This window comes from Paraburkholderia sp. BCC1876 (assembly GCF_902833695.1).
GTDB lineage: Bacteria > Pseudomonadota > Gammaproteobacteria > Burkholderiales > Burkholderiaceae > Paraburkholderia.
This window is the reverse complement of sequence record NZ_CADFGI010000010.1, coordinates 136,253-154,078: the sequence shown is the minus strand read 5'-3', so window position 1 is coordinate 154,078 and position 17,826 is coordinate 136,253. Positions and strand designations below refer to the sequence as shown.

The following is a 17,826-nucleotide window of genomic DNA, read 5'->3' as shown; positions in this document are numbered from 1 at the left end:
CATTCGCTCTACTGCGAGCCCTTGAGTCGTGTGATGTGCAGGAACGCCGCACTTGCCGCCGCCTGCAAAAGCCTTCATGGCTTTCCGCGTGATATCCGACAAGCATGGCAAAACTAATCCTATCCTCGGGAAGTGGGTTATGCTATGCCAAATTTCAAAACCTTGCGTTTCAAAAATGGAACACGTCGATTGGGATGACCTGCGGATTCTGGTGGCAATCGCCCGTGGAGGAACCATGCGGGCGGCGGCCACCGCCTGCGATCTGAGCGCGCCGACCCTGTCGCGCCGGCTCACCGAACTCGAACGAAAGCTGGGCGAGCCGCTGGTCGACCGGGTGCCGTCAGGGTGCACCATGACGGCGTTCGGCGCCCGCGTGCTGGCGTGGGCGGAGCAGATGGAGGACCTGGCCCACCGGATCGAACGCGCTGCGGACGTGAATGGCGGCGCGGCCGCCCACGGTACGGTGCGGATCAATGCGGTTGAATGGCCTTCCTACATCCTGCTGAAACTGCTGGGGTCGTTTCAGGACCGGCTGCCCGGACTCGCGATCGAAGTGCTGACCTCGCGCCGCCCCTATAGCCTGGCGCGGCGCGAAGCGGACATTGCGCTGTGGTCGGAATGCCCTGAAGAGGGCGATCTCTATGTTCGGCGGATCGGCCGGATCCGTTTTGGGCTGTTCGGCTCACGCGACTACTACCTGCGTCACAAAGCGGCGATCGTGAAGAAGGAGTGGGACAAGCTGTCGTTCGTCGGCTACGACGACCGGCAGCCCGATCATCCCGCCACCCAATGGCTGAAAGCACTGCCCGGCGCGCCGGCGCCGTCGCTGCGCAGCAGCTATGGCATGGGCGTGTTCGATGGCGTGCTGGGCGGTTCGGGGCTCGGTGTGCTCGCGCAACTGGCCGGCGATACGACCAGCGACCTGGTTTGCGTGGAGAAGCACATCAAGGCGCTCGATCAGGATGTGTGGATGGTGTTGCATCCCGCGCTGCGCGATAGCGAGCGGATCAGGACCGTGGCGAATCTGATTGCGGAGATTTTCCGCTAGGCGTGGGCTACAGCGTCGCCGTCACGCCGCCGTCCACGTAAAGAATATGGCCGTTCACGAAGTTCGACGCGTCACTCGACAGAAACACCACCGCCCCCACCAGGTCTTCCACGTCGCCCCAGCGCTTTGACGGCGTGCGTCCAATCAGCCAGTTGCTGAAGGTCTCGTCTTTAACTAGCGCCTCGGTCAATTCGGTCTTGAAGTAGCCCGGCCCCAGGCCATTGACCTGGATACCGTGTTGCCCCCAGTCGATCGCCATGCCTTTGGTCAGCATCTTCACCGCGCCTTTGCTCGCCGTGTAAGCCGCAATGTTCGGCCGGCCCAGTTCGCTTTGCACGGAGCAGATATTGACGATCTTGCCGCGCTTGCGAGCAATCATGTGCCGCGCGACCGCCTGCCCGACCAGAAACACACTGTCGACGTTGGTCTTCATCAGCTCTTGCCATTGCGTATGGGAAAACTGTTCAAGCGGCGCTCGACGCTGCATGCCGGCGTTGTTCACGAGAATATCGATCGCCCCTATTTCGCTTTCGATGCGGCCAATCGCCTTTTCAACCTCATCGGCGGAGGTCACGTCGAAACTCGCCGCATGAACGCTAGCGCCCTCGTCGCGCAACCGGCCGACCGCTTCCGCCAGGCGTGATTCGCTGCGCCCGTTCAGAATCACTTCGGCCCCCGCGCCGGCCAGCCCTTTTGCCAACGCGAAACCGATACCGGTACTCGAACCGGTGACCAGCGCGCGACGCCCCGACAGATCGAACATCTTCAGATTGGCGTTCAACTCAGCTCCTTGTCGACGTTACGTCGTGAAGACGCTCGCGGCCTTCACACGACCGTAGCCATCGTATCGCGCCCGCCGATATCACGCATGCTCGATCGCGGCGCCCGCTCGTTGCAGCAGGCCGGCACACCGCTCGGAGAGGTTGTCGAACCTGAGCGCCTTGCCGGATTTTCCGTAGCGCTCAGCGAGGGTCTCCAACGCATCGATCGCGGAATGATCCGCGACACGGAGATGCCGGCAATCGATCGTCACGTCGGAGGGATCGTGCTGCGGCGTGAACAACGCCGCGAAGTTCGCCGTCGACGCAAAGAACAACGTGCCGTGCGGTCTGTACGTCTTCTTGCCGCTGTGCGTTTCATCGACGTCCGTGCGGATCTCGCGCGCATGTTGCCACGCAAAGTTGAGCGCGGCGATCACGATGCCGCACAGGACGGCAATCGCCAGATCCGTGAAAACGGTGATCACGGTGACGGCCACCACGACCAGCGCGTCATTGCGAGGGACTTTGCTCAAGCTGCGCAGCGAACCCCACGCGAACGTCTGCTGCGCGACGACGAACATCACGCCCACCAGCGCGGCGAGCGGAATACGTTCGATCAACGGCGACAGAAACAGGATAAACAGCAGAATCATCACGCCGCTCGTCGCACCCGAGAGCCGCGACCGGCCGCCCGAACTGAGATTAATCATGGTCTGGCCGATCATCGCGCAGCCCCCTAATCCACCGAGAACGCCAGACACGATGTTCGCCACGCCGAGCGCCACGCATTCGCGATTGGGTTGCCCGACGGTTTCCGTGATGTCGTCGGTCAGATTGAACGTGAGCAATGTTTCGAGCAGCCCGACGATCGACATCAACACCGCGTAAGGCAACACGATGCGCAGCGTCTCGAGGTTCCATGGAACGGCCGGCAGATGAAACACGGGCAGACTGCCCGCAATGTGCGCCATATCGCCGAGATTGCGCGTCGGCAAGTGCATCAACTGGCTCAGTACGCCCACGCTGACAATAGCGACGAGCGCGGGCGGCACGGCCTTCGTGACGCGCGGCAGCAGATAGACGATCAGCATCGTCAGCACGACCAGCGCGCACATCACGGCCAGCGGCGTGCCGTGCAGCCACTGCACGCCGGACGGCGTCGCCGCCTTGAAATGCTCCAGTTGAGCCATCGCAATGATGATCGCCAGCCCATTGACGAAGCCGAGCATGACCGGGTGAGGCACCATGCGAATCAGTTTGCCGAGCCGTAGCACGCCGAACAGCACCATCAGCAGGCCACCGAGCACCACCGTGGCGAGCAAATACTGCACACCGTGCTGCACGACCAGCGCGACGATCACCACGGCCATCGACCCGGCCGCGCCGGAGATCATGCCGGGCCGGCCGCCGAAAATCGCCGTCAACGCGCAAATAATGAAGGCCCCGTAAAGGCCCATTAGCGGGTTGACCTGAGCGACCAGTGCAAACGCAATGCACTCGGGAACCAGTGCGAACGAGGACGTCAGGCCGGCCAGTACGTTCTGCCTGATATGGGAGAACCACTGATCGTGGAAAGATTCAATCTTCATCTGTGGGAATCGAAGCCAGAAAATGCGGGGCGCGGCGAAGCATGGCCGATCGTTGCGGGGGCATCGACTCAAAACGCGAACGCACGATCCGAAAAACCGTGCGTGAGCGCCTCAGCAAATTTATGCGGACGCTGAGTTTACAACATTCGACGACTAGCCCACCGCAACGCGCGCTTCGCGATAGGCGGCCACCAGCGCATCGAGGCTGAAACCCCGGTTCAGTCCGCTTGGATTGGGCAAGACCCATGCGTATGCGCCGCCGAATGGTTTGGCTTGCAGTCCCCATTCGATATTCGGTGCGCCGGAGATTGCCGAGAACGCCATCTTTCCAAGGAAAGCGACATACCTTGGTGCGTAGTGTTCGATCTTCCGTTGAAAGGCCTCACCGGCAAGTTGCATCTCCGAGCGCGTCAGTTCGGCCGCCCGTGCGGTCGGTCGCGGGACCACGGTCGTGAGGCCGTATCCATGGCTAAGCAGCGTGTGGTCGTCTTCGGGGCGAATCTGTTCGGGCGTGAAGCCCGCCAGATGCAGCACGCGCCAGAACCGGTTGTTTCTGCCCTCGAAGTGATGCCCCGTCGAAGCCGCACGCATGCCCGGGTTGATTCCGCAGAATACGAGCGACAAGGCCGGTTCGAGCAGATCGGGTAGCGATAAGGGCGAGTCCAGGTCAGCAGGTCCCATTGCGTGTCGGTATTGGGGGTTAATAGAACGCCAAGGCGGGATGCATGCCGTTCGAATAGGCTAACGGGCGACCACCGAGCTTACCTCAATAGTCCCCGCTCGCAATCAATGCCCGCCCGCACCGGCCGCCGCCGCTGAGGCATCCTTCGACGGTTTGGTCACCCAGATCAACGGCACGATCGCAATGAAAATCACGCCGGAGAGCCAGAAGATATCGTTCAATCCGAGCATCGCGGCCTGTGCGTTCAACGCGTGTTCGAAGTACGCCATCGCCTGAGCCGAACTGCCCCCCAGCGTGGTCTGCAACGCTTCGAGCCCCTGAGTGAACACCGGGTTATTCACGCTGGTTTGCTCGGCGAGTTGCGAATGATGCAGGATCGTCCGGTTGTTCCAGCCCGTGCTCACGAGCGACGTCCCCACCGCGCCGGCAAACACCCGCACGAAGTTCGACAGGCCAGCCGCAGCCGGTATCTTGTTCGGTGCGAGACCCGACAGAATGATCGCGGTGAGCGGCACGAAGAACAGCGCGGTGGGAATCCCCTGCAATAACGTGGGCAAAACGAGCGTCCACGTATCCACACCGGTCGTGTAGTGCGAGCGCATGAAGAACACCGCGGCAAAGCCGACAAATGCAAGCGTGGCCAGCACGCGGGCGTCGGACTTCGGCATGATCTTCGCCATCACCGGCGCGAGAAGCACCGCGAAGATGCCGAGCGGCGCGGTGGCCAGCCCCGCATCCACCGAGCGATAGTCGAGGAAGCCTTGCATCCACTGCGGCAGGATCACGAGGTTCGAGAAAAACACCGCATAGGCAATGGAAATCGCCACGGTGCCGCCGAGAAAATTGCGCCCCGCGAACAGGCGGACGTCGATGATCGGATTCTTTTCGGTGAACTCCCAGATGAGGAAGAACGCGAAGCTGATCACCGCGAATACCGTCAGCGCGATGATGACCGGCGAATTGAACCAGTCGAGATCCTTGCCTTTGTCGAGCATGATCTGCAACGAACCGACCCAGCCGATGAGCGACAGCAGACCGACCTTGTCGATCGGCAGACGCTTCGTCGGCGTTTCACGGGTGCGGTAGATGAACCACGTCACGCCGGCCGCGAAGATACCGACCGGAATGTTGATGTAAAAAATCCACGACCAGGAGTAGCTGTCGGTGATCCAGCCGCCGAGCGCCGGGCCGGCAATCGGACCGACGGTTGCGGTCATCGCCCACAACGCCAACGCGGTCGAGCTTCGTTCCTTCGGATACGAGCCAAGCAGAATGGCTTGCGACAGCGGAATCAGCGGACCGGCCACCGCGCCCTGCACGATCCGCGCGGCGAGCAGCGTCGGCAGATTCGGCGCGATGCCGCACAGCCATGAAGACAGCACGAACAGCAGAATCGCCCACACGAACAGCCTGATCTGGCCGACCCGCTGCGTGAGCCAGCCCGTCAACGGAATCGCGATCGCATTCGCCGCGGCAAACAACGTGATGACCCACGTGCCCTCATCCACGGAGACGCCCATGTTGCCGGCGATCGTGGGCACCGCCACGTTCGCGATCGACGAGTCCAGCACGTTCATGAAAGTGGCCAGCGCCACGGCGAGGGTTGCAAGAACCAGCTTGCCGCCCGTGAGCGGCGGAAGCGGTGCGGAATTCGTCGAAGCATTCATTGGATCACCTTGACAGGCTTCTGGGTGTTTTGCTGTTTATCCATCGTCTGACTTGTCAGATATCTGGATAAAAAAATAGACGTGATGAACTCAACCGGCGCTGCGTTTCGTCTTGCCGCGCGCGGTGGTTGTGGCCGCCACCGTGCGGTTTACCGGCATGTTCTGCGCGATGATGCTGGCGATCTCCGCGTCGGCCTGCGCGCCGTACTGGGCGAAAACATCCGTGCGATACGACGTGTTGACGGCAGCGGCGAGCTGCGTGCCGGTTTCGTCGTGCGTGTCGACTTCCACGTCCATGGAGAGGCCGATCCGCAACGGATGCGCGTTCAGTTCGGCCTGGTCCAACTGGATGCGCGCCGGCAGACGTTGCACGACCTTGATCCAGTTGCCGGTGGCGTTCTGCGCGGGCAGCACGGCGAATGCCGCGCCCGTGCCGGCCGAAAAGCCCACTACCCGACCGTGGTATTTGACCTTCGAGCCGTACGCGTCCGCCGTCAGTTCGACCGGCTGACCAATGCGCATGTGCTTCAGTTGCACTTCCTTGAAATTGGCGTCGACCCAGACGCCGTTCAGCGGCACGATCGCCATCAGCGGCGTGCCGGGTCCCACGCGCTGGCCGACCTGCACCGAGCGGCGCGCGACGTAACCGGTGACGGGGGCCGGCAAGGTATTGCGCGCGTAGTTCAGGTAAGCGTCGCGCACCTTCGACGCCGCGGCCTGCACATTCGGATGCTGTTCGATCGTGGTGCGGTCGGTAAGCGCGTGGTTGGCTTCGGCCTGCTGGCGCGCGGCGTCGAGCGCGGCCTGCGCGGCGTTCACCGTTTCACGGGCATGGGCGATGTCTTCACCCGACACCGCGCCGGTGTCGGCGACGGCCTGACGGCGCTTGAGGTCGTCGTTGGCGCGTGACAGGTCGGCCTCGCGCTGCGCTACCGTCGCCGCGTAGAAATCGTTGTTCACGTAGAGGCCGCTCACCTGGCGCACCGTCTGGCCGAGCGTGGCTTCGGCGTTCGAGAGCGCGACTTTGGCGTCGGCGTTGTCGAGCATGACGACCGGGTCGCCCTGCTTCACGACCTGCGTGTCGTCGGCGTTGACTGCGATGACGGTGCCGCTCACTTGCGGCGTCAGTTGCACGAGGTTGCCGCTGACGTAGGCGTCGTCGGTGGATTGATAGAAGCGCGCCGACGTGTACCAGTACGCGCCGTAGCCCGCCGCCGAGATCACGATCGCCGCGCCGAGCAGCGTGAGCAGCAACTTACGTTTGCCGGGGTTTTGCGTGTCGTCGCCGGCGCGCTTACCGGTTTGGGTGGCTTCCGCCGTCGTCCGGTCGGTGGTGATTTCGCTCATGATGGTTCTCCTGTGCGCCTTATTGGGTAGCGACGGGGTTGGTTTGTGCAACGGATGTCGTGCCGTTCCCGCTGCTCTCGCTCGTGTCGGTGTAGCCGCCGCCCAGTGCCACGGCTAGCGCGATCTGCTGATCGCGGCGGTTCATCTTCAGATTGGCGACGGCCTGATCGGCGGCAAGCGCGTTCACGTCCGCGCTGAGCACCGTCAGTTGATTCGTGAGACCGGCCTTGTATTGCGTGATCGCGAGCCGGTCGGCGCCGCGCGCGGCGTCTTGCGCGGCTTGGGCGTCGACGAGTTGCGCGTCGGTCGAGCGGACCTGCGCGAGTTGCGTGGCGACCTCGGAGAGCGCCGTGACCAGCGTCTGGTTGTAGGTGGCGACGGCATAGTCGAAGTCGGCGTAGCGGCCCTTCAACTGCGCACGTAACGCGCCGCCATCGAAAATCGGCAGATGGATCGCGGCGCCCGCCGACTCCGTGCGGCTTGCCGCCGTCAACAAACGGCCGAAGCCGAACGCGTCCAGACCCGTCGCAACGCTCAGGTTGATGTCCGGATAAAACTCGGCCTTCGCAACTTTGACTTCGTGCGTGATCGCATCGACGCGCCAACGCGCGGCCGTCAGGTCAGGACGACGGCTCACGAGATCGGCCGGCAAGTTGTCCGGCAGTTGCACGACATCGCCGATGCCGAGCGTAGGACGCGCGATCGCGAGGCCACGATCCGGACCCGCGCCAAGCAGCGCCGCCAGTTGATAGCGCGTCGTGACGATGCTGCCGTCGATCGAGGACAACGCCGCGCGGCTCGTCGCCAGATTCGCCTGCGCGGTCTTGCGCTCGACCTCGGTATCGAGACCCGTCGCGATGCGTCCGGCGGTGATGCGGTCGATCTGTTCGCGCTGGCCGATTTCATCCGCCGCGATGTCGCGCAGCACATAAAGACGCGCCAACTGGTTGTATGAACGGGCAATCGACGCATCGAGCGTGAGCCTGACGACTTCGCCGTCGGCCTCGCTCGCCTGCAGTTGCGACATCGACGCCTTCAGCGCTTCGCGATTCTTGCCCCATAGATCGAGATCGTACGAAGCGCTCAGCAGCCCCTGGTTCTCCGACTGCCACGACCCGGCGTACGGCGGCGGAACCAGTGCCGTCGACGAATACTGCTGACGCGTGTACGAGTAGCTCGCGCCGACCTGCGGCAGCGTGTTCGCCTTCGCCGTTTCCGTGTAGGCCGAGGCGGCGGCGATCCGGGCGCGCGCCTGGTCGAGCGTCGGACTGCCCTTCAGCGCTTCAGCGAGCAACGCCTTCAATTGCGCGTCGCCGAACTGGTCGGCCCAATCGACGGCGGGCCAGTGGCCGGCTTCGGCTGGCAGGCTTTGCTGCGTCGCAAAACTTTGCGGCTGGGCCATCTGCTTGTCACTGTGAATGCCGGCGTAATTCGCACACGCCGACAGCACCGCCGCAAAGATCGCCGTCAGGCCGAGCTTCGCCGCCGACATCACGTTCTTCCTATTTAATTGCATGTACATTTTCTGACCTGTCAGATAATTGGGCAAAAAAAAGAGGCTCAGTCCGCCACGAACTTGAACAGCAGGCGCTGCAGTTCCTTGAACTCGGCTTTCGTAAAGTGCTTCAGGCGATTGTTGAGCACGACGGGCGCGACCTCGGGAATGCGGTTCGCCACTTCCTCGCCTTCGTCCGTGAGGCTCAGATTGACCACCCGACGATCCTCGACGCTGCGCGAGCGCGCCAGCAGCCCTTTGCTTTCGAGCTTGTCGAGCATGCGCGTCATCAGGCCGGTGTCGATGGCCAGCAGTTTGGCGAGCTCGAACGGCGTGGTGGCCATGCCGCGATGCATGGCAAGCAGAACACCCATTTGCTGGCTGTTGATGTCGAGGTCTTTCAACGCCGCGTCCATTTCGGCGATCAGGATGTTGCGCGCCTTGTTGATCGCGAAGCCGACGCTTTGGTCTGGTGAAAAGCTGTCTTTCGAGTAGTGGCCCATGGTGCGGATTCCTCTATGGGTACTGCGGAATCGCAGTGATTGACCGAACGTTATCTGTTATGTCAGATATTGTCAAGCGAGATTTCTGACTTTATTCCAACCCGCCATCCGCGACAGCTACCCGGCCAAATGCACATTATTTGATCAGCCGCTATCAAGTACCCGTTATGCATTGCCGATAACTGGAGCGAAGGGGCGTTAGGACGTTGCGACAGCAACGCGTAGCCGAGCCGGTAGTGAGCGAACCTGCCGGCCAGGGGGGACCCTATAACAGATCGAGACGATGGTTGCCGTGCAACGACGGGCGCCTGCTTATCGTCCGGAAAAAACGGACATAAAGAGTCATGAAGCGACGCTTGATGCAATGCCTGTCGGGAATGGCATTGATGGCTGCAGCCGCCACTGTCATGGCCGACGACGGCTTCACTATCGCGCGTTTCGAGGTGGAGGGGAACAGCCTGCTGCCGGCCGACGAGGTGCAGCACCTGTTGCAACCGATGAGCGGGCCGCACCGCGTCTACGGCGACATTCAGCACGCGCTCGAAGCGCTGGAAAATGCCTACCGCAAAGCGGGCTATACGGCCGTGCAGGTCAGCGTGCCCGAGCAGGAGCTGACCAGCGGCATCGTCAGAATCCAGGTGACTGAAAACCGTATCGGCAAGATCACCGTGACCGGCAACCGGCATTTCAGCGACAAGAATGTCCTCGCCGGGTTGCCGCCACTGCGCAGCGGCCAGTCGCCGAACCTGCGCGCCATCTCCGAGGCCGTGCAACTGAGCAACGACAATCCGGCCAAGCAGGTCGGCGTGACGCTGAGCAGCGGCAACGAACCCGGCACGGTCGACGCCGAAGTCAAAGTGGCCGACGAGAATCCGCTGCACGTATTCGCGACGGTCGACAATTCCGGCGCGGCCTCCACCGGCCGCTGGCGCACCGGCGTGGCCATTCAGGACGCCAATCTGTTCGGTCTCGATCAGGTCGGCACGCTGGCGTATACGACATCGCCCGATAGCCCGAGCGGCGTGCGCGTCAACGTCTACTCCGTGGGCTATCGGATTCCACTGTACCGCCTCGGTGACAGCCTTGAATTTCTCTACGGCAAGTCCAGCATCAACACGCCGAGCTCGTCGCCGACGCTCGGCGGGCTGCTTGGCTTCACCGGCAAAGGCGACATCTACGGTTTCCGCTGGAACCACTTCTTCGCCCGCCGTGGCGAGACCACCAGCAAGCTGGTAGTCGGTCTCGACTACAAGAAAATCGATTCGACCTGCAACGTCAACGGGGTCGAGATCAGCACCGCGGGACCGACACCGCCGGTCGCGTCGTGCGTGCCCTACACCACGGTGCCGCTCAGCCTGACGTATGTCGGTCAGACTCGCAGCATTGGGCAAAGCATCGATTACGACCTCGGCATCTCGCGCAATCTGGCGACCGGCTCGCAATACACCAACACCGACGGCCGCACCGATCGCTATTCGTACCTGACGCCGGGCAGCCGCGATACCGTCGACGGCTTCATGATCCTGCACGGCGACGCGTCGATCACCCGGAGCTTCGCCAACGACTGGCAATGGCGTCTGGCCAGCTCCGCGCAGGCCACCAGAAATCCATTGGTGTCGTCGGAGCAGTTCGGTCTGGTCGGCATGTACGCCGTGCGCGGCTTCACCGAGCGCGCGGTGACCGCCGACAGCGGCGTGTTCTTCAATGCCGAGTTTTACACGCCGCAACTCGTCAGCGCCGGCAATCTGCGCCTGCTGGCTTTCGTCGACTACGGGCATGGTCATAACAGCCATGTCGGCAGCAGCGGGATTCCGGCCAACCTGAACGTGTCGAGCATGGGGGTCGGCGCGCGCTACATCCTGGGCCGCAACGTCAGCCTCCGGCTGGACATTGCGCGAGTCGACGCGGCCGGCCATTCACTCACCGAGAAGCGCGGCGACATCCATGCCGATGTCAGCGCGAGCCTGGGCTTCTGATATGACAAGTCGAACTCAATCGAACAGGCCGGCCGCCGACGCCTCATCGCGACTCGCTTCGCGCACGCCCTCGCTGACAGCGCTAGCGCTGGCGGCCATACTCGTGACGTGGAATATCCGGTCGATGGCGGCGGCGCCCGCAGCCAACGCGCTGCCGACCGGCGGCACCGTAACCTACGGCACCGCCACGATCACGCAAGCGGGCAACACGCTCAACATCAACCAGAGCAGCGGGTCGGCGATTGCGAGCTTCGGTACGTTCAGCATCGGCGCCAACGCGGTGGTCAACATCAACCAGCCGGGGGCGACTTCATCTTTCCTCGCGAGAGTGACCGGTTCGGATCCTTCGCAGATCTACGGCCTGCTCCGGTCCAACGGCACGGTCGCGCTGATCAATCAGAACGGCATCCTGGTCGGCCCGTCCGGCGTGGTCGACGTATCCCGGTTCATTGCCAGCACGCTCAACATCAGCGATAGCAATTTTCTGGCGGGACGGCTGACATTCAATGCCGGCAGCGTGGCGGGCAGTGTCGAGAATCAAGGCGTCATCAAGACGGCCAGCGGAGGCAGCGCCTATCTGATCGGCGCCGACGTCAAGAACAGCGGCACGATCACCAGCCCGAACGGCGAGGTGCTGCTGGCCGCCGGACAGACCGTGCAACTGGTCGACACTGGTACGCCGGGTGTGACGGTCAACGTGACCGGCACCAGCGGCAACGTGACGAACCTCGGCAACATCGCGGCGGAAGCGGGGACGATCGGCGCGGCTGCCGGCCTGATCAACAATAGCGGCACCCTCAACGCCAGCAGCGTGGTGAGTCAGGGTGGCCGGATCTTCCTGCGCGCCTCGCAAAACCTGACCACGACGGCAAGCTCCAGCATTACTGCCGACAGCGCGGCCCAGGGCGGCAACGTCACGTTGTATTCGGACAAGATTGCGTATCTCGATGGCATGATCTCCGCGATCGGCCATGCGGGACAAGGTGGCTACGTCGAGACATCGGGCAAGCAGTCGCTCGACGTCGTGAAGCTACCGACGGTCGGCACGGGCGGCAAGTGGTACATCGATCCGTTTTCCCTCGATGTGGTGGCGGGGAGCGACAACAATGTGAGCACCTCGGATAACGTGATCACCTCTGCGGGTTCGGGCTCGACCATCCAGGCGAGCACGGTGGCGAGCGTGCTCAACAGCGGCGTCAACGTCGTCCTCGCCACCGGCTCCGACGGCACAGCGGTCGGCGGCGACATCACGGTGAGCGCCGCCATCAACAAAACCAGCGGCTCCGCGGCGTCCCTGACGTTGAACGCCGACGGCAACATCAACATCAACGCCAATATCACCAGCACGTCGAACACGCTCGGGCTGAATCTCAACACCAACGTCAACGGCCTGGAAAGCGGCACCCACACCGTGACGATCGGCAATGCCACGCTGGGCCTCAACGGCGGGGCGCTGACCGTCAGCGACGGCAGCGGCAATGTCGGCAACGGCAATCTGGTGCTGGGCAGCGGCGGTACGTTATCGCTGAATAATGCGTCCCTGAGCGCCGGTTCGTTCGTCAACACCGGAACGGCCACGTTCGCCAACGTGACGGGATCGATCGGTAACGTCAACAATCAGGGCAGTCTGTCGATCACCTCGGGCAGTGCCCTGAACGGCGAGACGCTCATCAATACCGGCAATCTCGCGCTGAGCAGCGCCACCCTGGGTTTCGGCACGTTCACCAACGACACCGGCGGACAACTCTCCGGCAACGGCACGATTTCGGTGGCGTCCGGCACAGGCGTCCTGCTCAACAACGGCACGGTCTCGCCCGGCGGCGACGGCACGATCGGTTCGCTGTCGATCACCGGCGGCTACAGTCAGAGTTCGAGCGGCACGCTGCTGATCGACGTCGCCAGCGCCAGCAGCTACGACACGCTCGTCTATTCCGCGACGTCCCTCTCGCTGGGCGGGACGCTGCAAACCAATCTGCTGGGTGGCTATGTCCCGACCTTGGGGACGACCTTTGCCGTTATTTCAGGTCCTGTCAGCAGTACCGCGCCCGGTGTATTTCGTCATGTCCTCGGTAACGTGATCGACAGCAGCGGCGCGCTGGAAATGATCAAGCCGGTTTACGACAGCGCTGGTCCGGGTTTGTCGCTGGCGATGGCGGGATCGGAGACCATTACTTATACGGGCACCGCCGAGAGTCTGTGGGGCAACACCTTTTTCTGGTCCACCGGTTACTTCCCGACCGCCATTGACAACGTCATCGTGGCTGCAGGCGGACGGCTGGCGCATGGCGCCTACGACGGTGTCGATACCGTCAATAGCATCACGTTCAACGCCGGCTCGAATCTGTACCTGTCAGGCGGCACGCTGAACGTGACCGACATCAGCGGCAATGGCAGCGTGGCTGCCGGCGGCGGCGTGCTCGGTTATACCGGCGTCGTGAATCTGGGTGCGCTGTCGCTGACCAACGGCGGGAGCATCGTCGGCAGCGGCAGCGGTTCACAACTCAATGTGAGCGGCAGCTTTTCGCAAAACGGCGGCTCGATCTCGACCAACGGCGATATGTCGGTGACGCAGAGTACCGGCGACCTGGTGGTCGGCGACATCACCGCGCGCAACCTGACATTGAACGCAGCAAGCGGCGTGGTAGCGCAACAAACCTCGCCGCTGCACGTCACGCAACAGTTGAGCACGTCGTCCGCCAACGGCACGACGCTGACGCTTGCAGGCAATCAGATCGCCGGTATTTCCGCCAGCAATACCGGTGCCGGCGATATCGCGATCGTCGATAACCTCAACACGTCGGACGCCAGCGCGGTGAACGTCAGCCGCGTCACGAATGCCGGGGGCAATGTCAGCGTCAACAACACGGGGGCGATGATCGTCGGCGTAGGCGGTGTCAATGCGACCGGCGGCATCGTTCTGTCCGTCGCCAACACCAATGCGCCGACCGACAATCTCACGCTCGACGGCGTGCTCACCTCCGCGGGAATGAACATCAGTTCGTCCGCCGGCAACAACATCGCGGTCAATGCGAACGTTGCGACCTCGGTGCCTGGGTTGGCGACATTCACGGTGGTCAATGGCCGCGTGACGTATGCGCCTGGCGTTAGTATCTCGGACGCCAGTGGCACGGTCGTGCCGGTGGCGGCTGTGACTCCGCCCGTTGTAACGCCGCCGGTTGTGACGCCCCCTGTCGTGACGCCTGTCGCGCCCGTGAACCCCGCGTCACCGGCCACGCCCCCAACATCTACGTCGTCGCAAACGGCGGCATCCGCAGTTACGCAAGCGGTCACGCCAACATCGAATGCCGTCGTTCAAGCTGTGACGTCGACACAGTCCGTCGGCGCGACGGTCGTACCGACCACACAGGCGACTAACGTCAGCAGTACGTCCACCTCCGAAACCATGACGGTCGGTGGCGACCCGGGCACGTTCGGCGGCTCCGACACGACGACAGGTTCGAGCCAAAGCACCAGCAAAGCCGCCACCAAAATGTATTGCAACTGACATCCCGGCCATGAAACAGACCATCAAGCAAATCCATTGGCATGGCCGTACGATATTCCGGCTCTCGAGGCAATGCCTGTTTATGCTGGCCACGCTGAGTTGCGGCAGCGTCGCCTATGCGCAGGCCGTGGGTACAGTGACCCACCTGTCCGGCGTGCTGACGGTGAAACACGCCGACGGCAGCACCGCGGTGCTCGCGATCAAGTCGTCGATCGCGCAGGGCGACACGCTGGTCACCGAGGCGAACACGTACACCCGGGTCAAGTTTGTCGATAACGGCGAGATGGTCTTGCGGCCGTCTTCGCAGGTGGTCGTCAAAAGTTACGTGTACGACGTGGATCACCCGGAGAGCGACCATGTTGCGATCCAACTGATTAGCGGCGGCCTGCGCTCGGTCACCGGGCTGATCGGAAAACGCAACCATGATGCGGTGAGCTTCGACACGCCGACGGGCACTATCGCTGTACGCGGCACCAACTTCGGTGCGCTCTTTTGTCAAAGCAATTGCGGCAGCGTACCGACACCGAACGGGGCTACGCCGCAGAATGGTCTTTATGTCGACGTGTCGCAAGGCGCCGTGATGGTCGCCAATTCAGGCGGCCAGCAGGTCTTTCAGGTCGGGCAGTTCGGCTATGTAGCGAGCTCGACGACTCCGCCGATCGTGCTGCCGCCGTCGCAAGGCGTACCGGTCACGATGCCGCTGTCGATCAGCAAGAACGCGCCGGCGGCGGCGGGTGGCGCGACGGGTACTGCGGCGGGCGGTGTGGATTGTGTGGTGCAGTGAGGCTTACCCCCGCAAAAGACAGCGAACCCTCGCGCCAACTAGCTTGACACCCCATGTTCCGCCTGATCGAAAAGGTTGGAATTGAAATCGCACGTTTGCGCGGCCAATCTCGCCACGGCCGAACTTAGCGACTGTAGCTGGTCGCCCCGATGCATCGCGATGTACTTGATGGGTGGCAGCGCGGGCCGCGTGCGCACCTCCACGAGTGCGCGTCGTTCCAGCATGCGCGACAGGCACGCCTTGGGCAGATAGCTGACGCCGAGCCCGGAAAGCGTCAGGCCAATCTGTGCGACCAGGCTATTGCTCGCCAACACCCTCTGCAACGCGACGCCCTGCTCTTGCAGGAAGCGGCTATAGACGTAGCCCGTGCCGGACAATCCGCCTTGCAGGATCAGCGGGAATTTTCCAATCTCCGAGAGCGGTATGGCGCTCCTCTTCGGCGCCAGGCTCGCCGCGCACATCCACGCGTTGTCGACCTGACCGACGGGCGTAGTCGCGTACTGCTCGACCTCATTCGTTTGCGGCACGATGATCACGTCGACCGTGGCCGCGCCGAGCCGCTCGCGCAAGGTTGCGTTCAGGTCGACCTCAGCTTCGACCTGGACCTTCGGATACTCCCGCTGAATCGCCGCGATCAGACGCGGAAGCCAGGTGAGCGCCGTGAGTTCCGTTACACCAATGCGAATCTGCCGCACCAGCGATTCTTTCGAACTCATACGATCGACGACCTGGTCGCGACGCTCCAGAAACTCCTTCGCGTAGTCGAGCAACTCCGAGCCTTTCTCCGTAAGACGTGCAGAGCGATACGTGCGGTCGAAGATCGCCAGACCAAACGCACGTTCAAGTTCCTGAACGCGTTTGGAGACGGCAGATTGCGTCGTGTTAAGACGGACCGCGGCGGCTTCGAACGAACCGAGTTGAACGATCCAGTAAAGCGCTTCCATCTGTTTGAAAGTCAGCATGTCGTGCTCGAACCATGAATTTAAGCGATAGTTTCTCATAGAAAAAAATCGCTTTTTTTGCTTCTTTTGACTACTTAAGGTGTGGTCATCGAGCTTCCAACCGCGCTCGATCGAGGCCGCGCTCGCTAGAAGGCGCGCCGTCTACATCGTCGGTTCGCTTCTGGAGGACGCATGGATTCCCTTATTGAAACAGCTCCCGCCGAGCACACGGCACGCAAGCCGCGTGTTGGGCTTGCCTGGCAGATTCTGATTGGGCTCATCGTCGGCATAGTCGTGGGGATGGTGTTGAATCACTTTCCGCAGCAACGCGAGTCCATCGTCACGGGTCTTTTGCAGCCGGCCGGAGACATCTTTATTCGTCTTATCAAAATGGTCGTCGTGCCGATCGTGTTCACGAGCATGGTCGTCGGAATCGCCGGCGTGGGCGACGGTCGTTCGCTCGGGCGAATCGGTCTCAAGACCTTGATCTATTTCGAGGTCATCACGACGATCGCCATCGTGCTCGGCCTTGTGCTCGGCAATGTTTTGCAGCCCGGCGTCGGCACCGATATGTCGCAGCTCGGTCATACCGACATCGCACGATTTCAGCAGACATCGCAGCAAACGCAGGGACATCACGGCTTCATGGCGCTGCTGCTCAACATCATTCCCGACAACATCATTACGTCGATGGGACGCGGGGACCTGCTGCCCGTGATCTTCTTCTCCGTTCTGTTTGGACTTGGTTTGCAGTCGGTGCCGGAGGAATATAGAAGACCCGTACTCGCCACGTTTAAAGGCATCGGCGACACGATGTTCAAGGTCACCGCCATGGTGATGCGTTATGCGCCGATCGGCGTGTGTGCGCTGATTGCGGTGACAGTTGCGAGCTTCGGCTTCGGCTCGCTGCTGCCGCTAATCAAGCTGGTCGCAGTGACCTATCTCGCGATCATCCTGTTCGTGGTCTTCGTGCTGGGCGTCACGGCGCGTATTTTCGGCTTCAACCTCTTCACGCTGCTCAAGGTTATCAAAGACGAGTTGATTATCGCGTTCTCGACTTGCAGTTCGGCGACCGTACTGCCGCAGTTGATGCAGAAAATGGAAGACTTCGGCGTACCCAAAAGCATTACTACTTTCGTGGTCCCGACGGGATACACGTTCAATCTCGACGGCGCATCCATCTATCTGGGTATCGGTACGCTGTTCGTCGCTCAACTCTACGGTGTGCACCTGGGTTTGCAGGAGCAATTCGTACTGGTTTTGACGATGGTCGTCACTTCGAAGGGTGCGGCGGGTGTCCCTGGCTTCATGTTCGTCATCCTCCTGACAACGCTCGCCAGCGCCGGGCTCCCCCTTGAAGGACTCGCGTTCATTGCCGGTGTGGATCGCATCATGGACATGGGACGTACTGCGTTGAACGTGGTCGGCAATGCACTCGCGCCACTCGTCATCGCCCGGTGGGAAGGACAGTACGACGCGGAGAAAGGCAAAGCCTATTTAGCGTCGCTGGATGCTTGAGTATCGAACA

General features: G+C 62.2%; 13 protein-coding genes. 5 read left to right on the top strand and 8 right to left on the bottom strand.

Annotated elements, in window-relative coordinates:
* The first annotated feature begins 175 nt into the window (after window positions 1-175).
* Window positions 176-1,048 carry a LysR family transcriptional regulator gene (locus tag HWY05_RS29700; protein WP_035560059.1) on the top strand — a complete coding sequence of 291 codons (873 nt, stop codon included), beginning with the start codon at window positions 176-178 and terminating at the stop codon, window positions 1,046-1,048.
* Between the two features lie 7 nt (window positions 1,049-1,055).
* On the opposite strand, the gene HWY05_RS29695 is transcribed toward HWY05_RS29700, so the two are convergent.
* The 7 genes from HWY05_RS29695 to HWY05_RS29665 all read right to left on the bottom strand — a co-directional run bounded on the left by HWY05_RS29695 (window position 1,056) and on the right by HWY05_RS29665 (window position 9,092).
* Entirely contained in the window at window positions 1,056-1,811 is a 756-nt protein-coding gene (locus tag HWY05_RS29695; RefSeq protein WP_176060641.1) for a glucose 1-dehydrogenase, read from the bottom strand.
* 99 nt (window positions 1,812-1,910) lie between these two features.
* Window positions 1,911-3,398 carry a SulP family inorganic anion transporter gene (locus HWY05_RS29690; protein ID WP_035560062.1) on the bottom strand — a complete coding sequence of 496 codons (1,488 nt, stop codon included), beginning with the start codon at window positions 3,396-3,398 and terminating at the stop codon, window positions 1,911-1,913.
* Between the two features lie 153 nt (window positions 3,399-3,551).
* Window positions 3,552-4,079: a G/U mismatch-specific DNA glycosylase gene (gene mug / locus HWY05_RS29685; protein ID WP_035560065.1), complete on the bottom strand. Its 528-nt coding sequence runs from the start codon at window positions 4,077-4,079 to the stop codon at window positions 3,552-3,554.
* 105 nt (window positions 4,080-4,184) lie between these two features.
* Window positions 4,185-5,747: a DHA2 family efflux MFS transporter permease subunit gene (locus HWY05_RS29680; protein ID WP_176060548.1), complete on the bottom strand. Its 1,563-nt coding sequence runs from the start codon at window positions 5,745-5,747 to the stop codon at window positions 4,185-4,187.
* Between the two features lie 90 nt (window positions 5,748-5,837).
* On the bottom strand, window positions 5,838-7,094 hold the full coding sequence (locus HWY05_RS29675) for an HlyD family efflux transporter periplasmic adaptor subunit (protein WP_176060547.1): 1,257 nt from the start codon (window positions 7,092-7,094) through the stop codon (window positions 5,838-5,840).
* Between the two features lie 19 nt (window positions 7,095-7,113).
* A complete protein-coding gene (locus HWY05_RS29670) occupies window positions 7,114-8,616 on the bottom strand; it encodes an efflux transporter outer membrane subunit (protein WP_176060546.1) in 1,503 nt (500 codons plus the stop codon).
* A gap of 38 nt (window positions 8,617-8,654) precedes the next feature.
* On the bottom strand, window positions 8,655-9,092 hold the full coding sequence (locus HWY05_RS29665; protein ID WP_035560073.1) for a MarR family transcriptional regulator: 438 nt from the start codon (window positions 9,090-9,092) through the stop codon (window positions 8,655-8,657).
* A gap of 344 nt (window positions 9,093-9,436) precedes the next feature.
* Here HWY05_RS29665 and HWY05_RS29660 point away from each other — a divergent pair, with 344 nt between their 5' ends.
* The 3 genes from HWY05_RS29660 to HWY05_RS29650 are packed head-to-tail and all read left to right on the top strand — an operon-like array spanning window position 9,437 to window position 15,357.
* A complete protein-coding gene (locus tag HWY05_RS29660) occupies window positions 9,437-11,068 on the top strand; it encodes a ShlB/FhaC/HecB family hemolysin secretion/activation protein (protein WP_244146731.1) in 1,632 nt (543 codons plus the stop codon).
* 1 nt (window position 11,069) lies between these two features.
* Window positions 11,070-14,573, top strand: coding sequence for a filamentous hemagglutinin N-terminal domain-containing protein (locus tag HWY05_RS29655; RefSeq protein WP_176060545.1), 3,504 nt, complete (start codon window positions 11,070-11,072; stop codon window positions 14,571-14,573).
* Between the two features lie 10 nt (window positions 14,574-14,583).
* Window positions 14,584-15,357, top strand: coding sequence for a FecR domain-containing protein (locus HWY05_RS29650; protein WP_176060544.1), 774 nt, complete (start codon window positions 14,584-14,586; stop codon window positions 15,355-15,357).
* A 38-nt stretch (window positions 15,358-15,395) separates the two neighbouring features.
* Here the strand turns inward: HWY05_RS29650 and HWY05_RS29645 are convergent, their stop codons facing one another.
* Complete coding sequence (locus tag HWY05_RS29645; protein ID WP_176060543.1) at window positions 15,396-16,319, bottom strand: LysR family transcriptional regulator; 924 nt, start codon at window positions 16,317-16,319, stop codon at window positions 15,396-15,398.
* A gap of 171 nt (window positions 16,320-16,490) precedes the next feature.
* Here HWY05_RS29645 and gltP point away from each other — a divergent pair, with 171 nt between their 5' ends.
* Complete coding sequence (gene gltP / locus HWY05_RS29640; protein ID WP_176060542.1) at window positions 16,491-17,816, top strand: glutamate/aspartate:proton symporter GltP; 1,326 nt, start codon at window positions 16,491-16,493, stop codon at window positions 17,814-17,816.
* The last annotated feature ends 10 nt before the right edge of the window (window positions 17,817-17,826 follow it).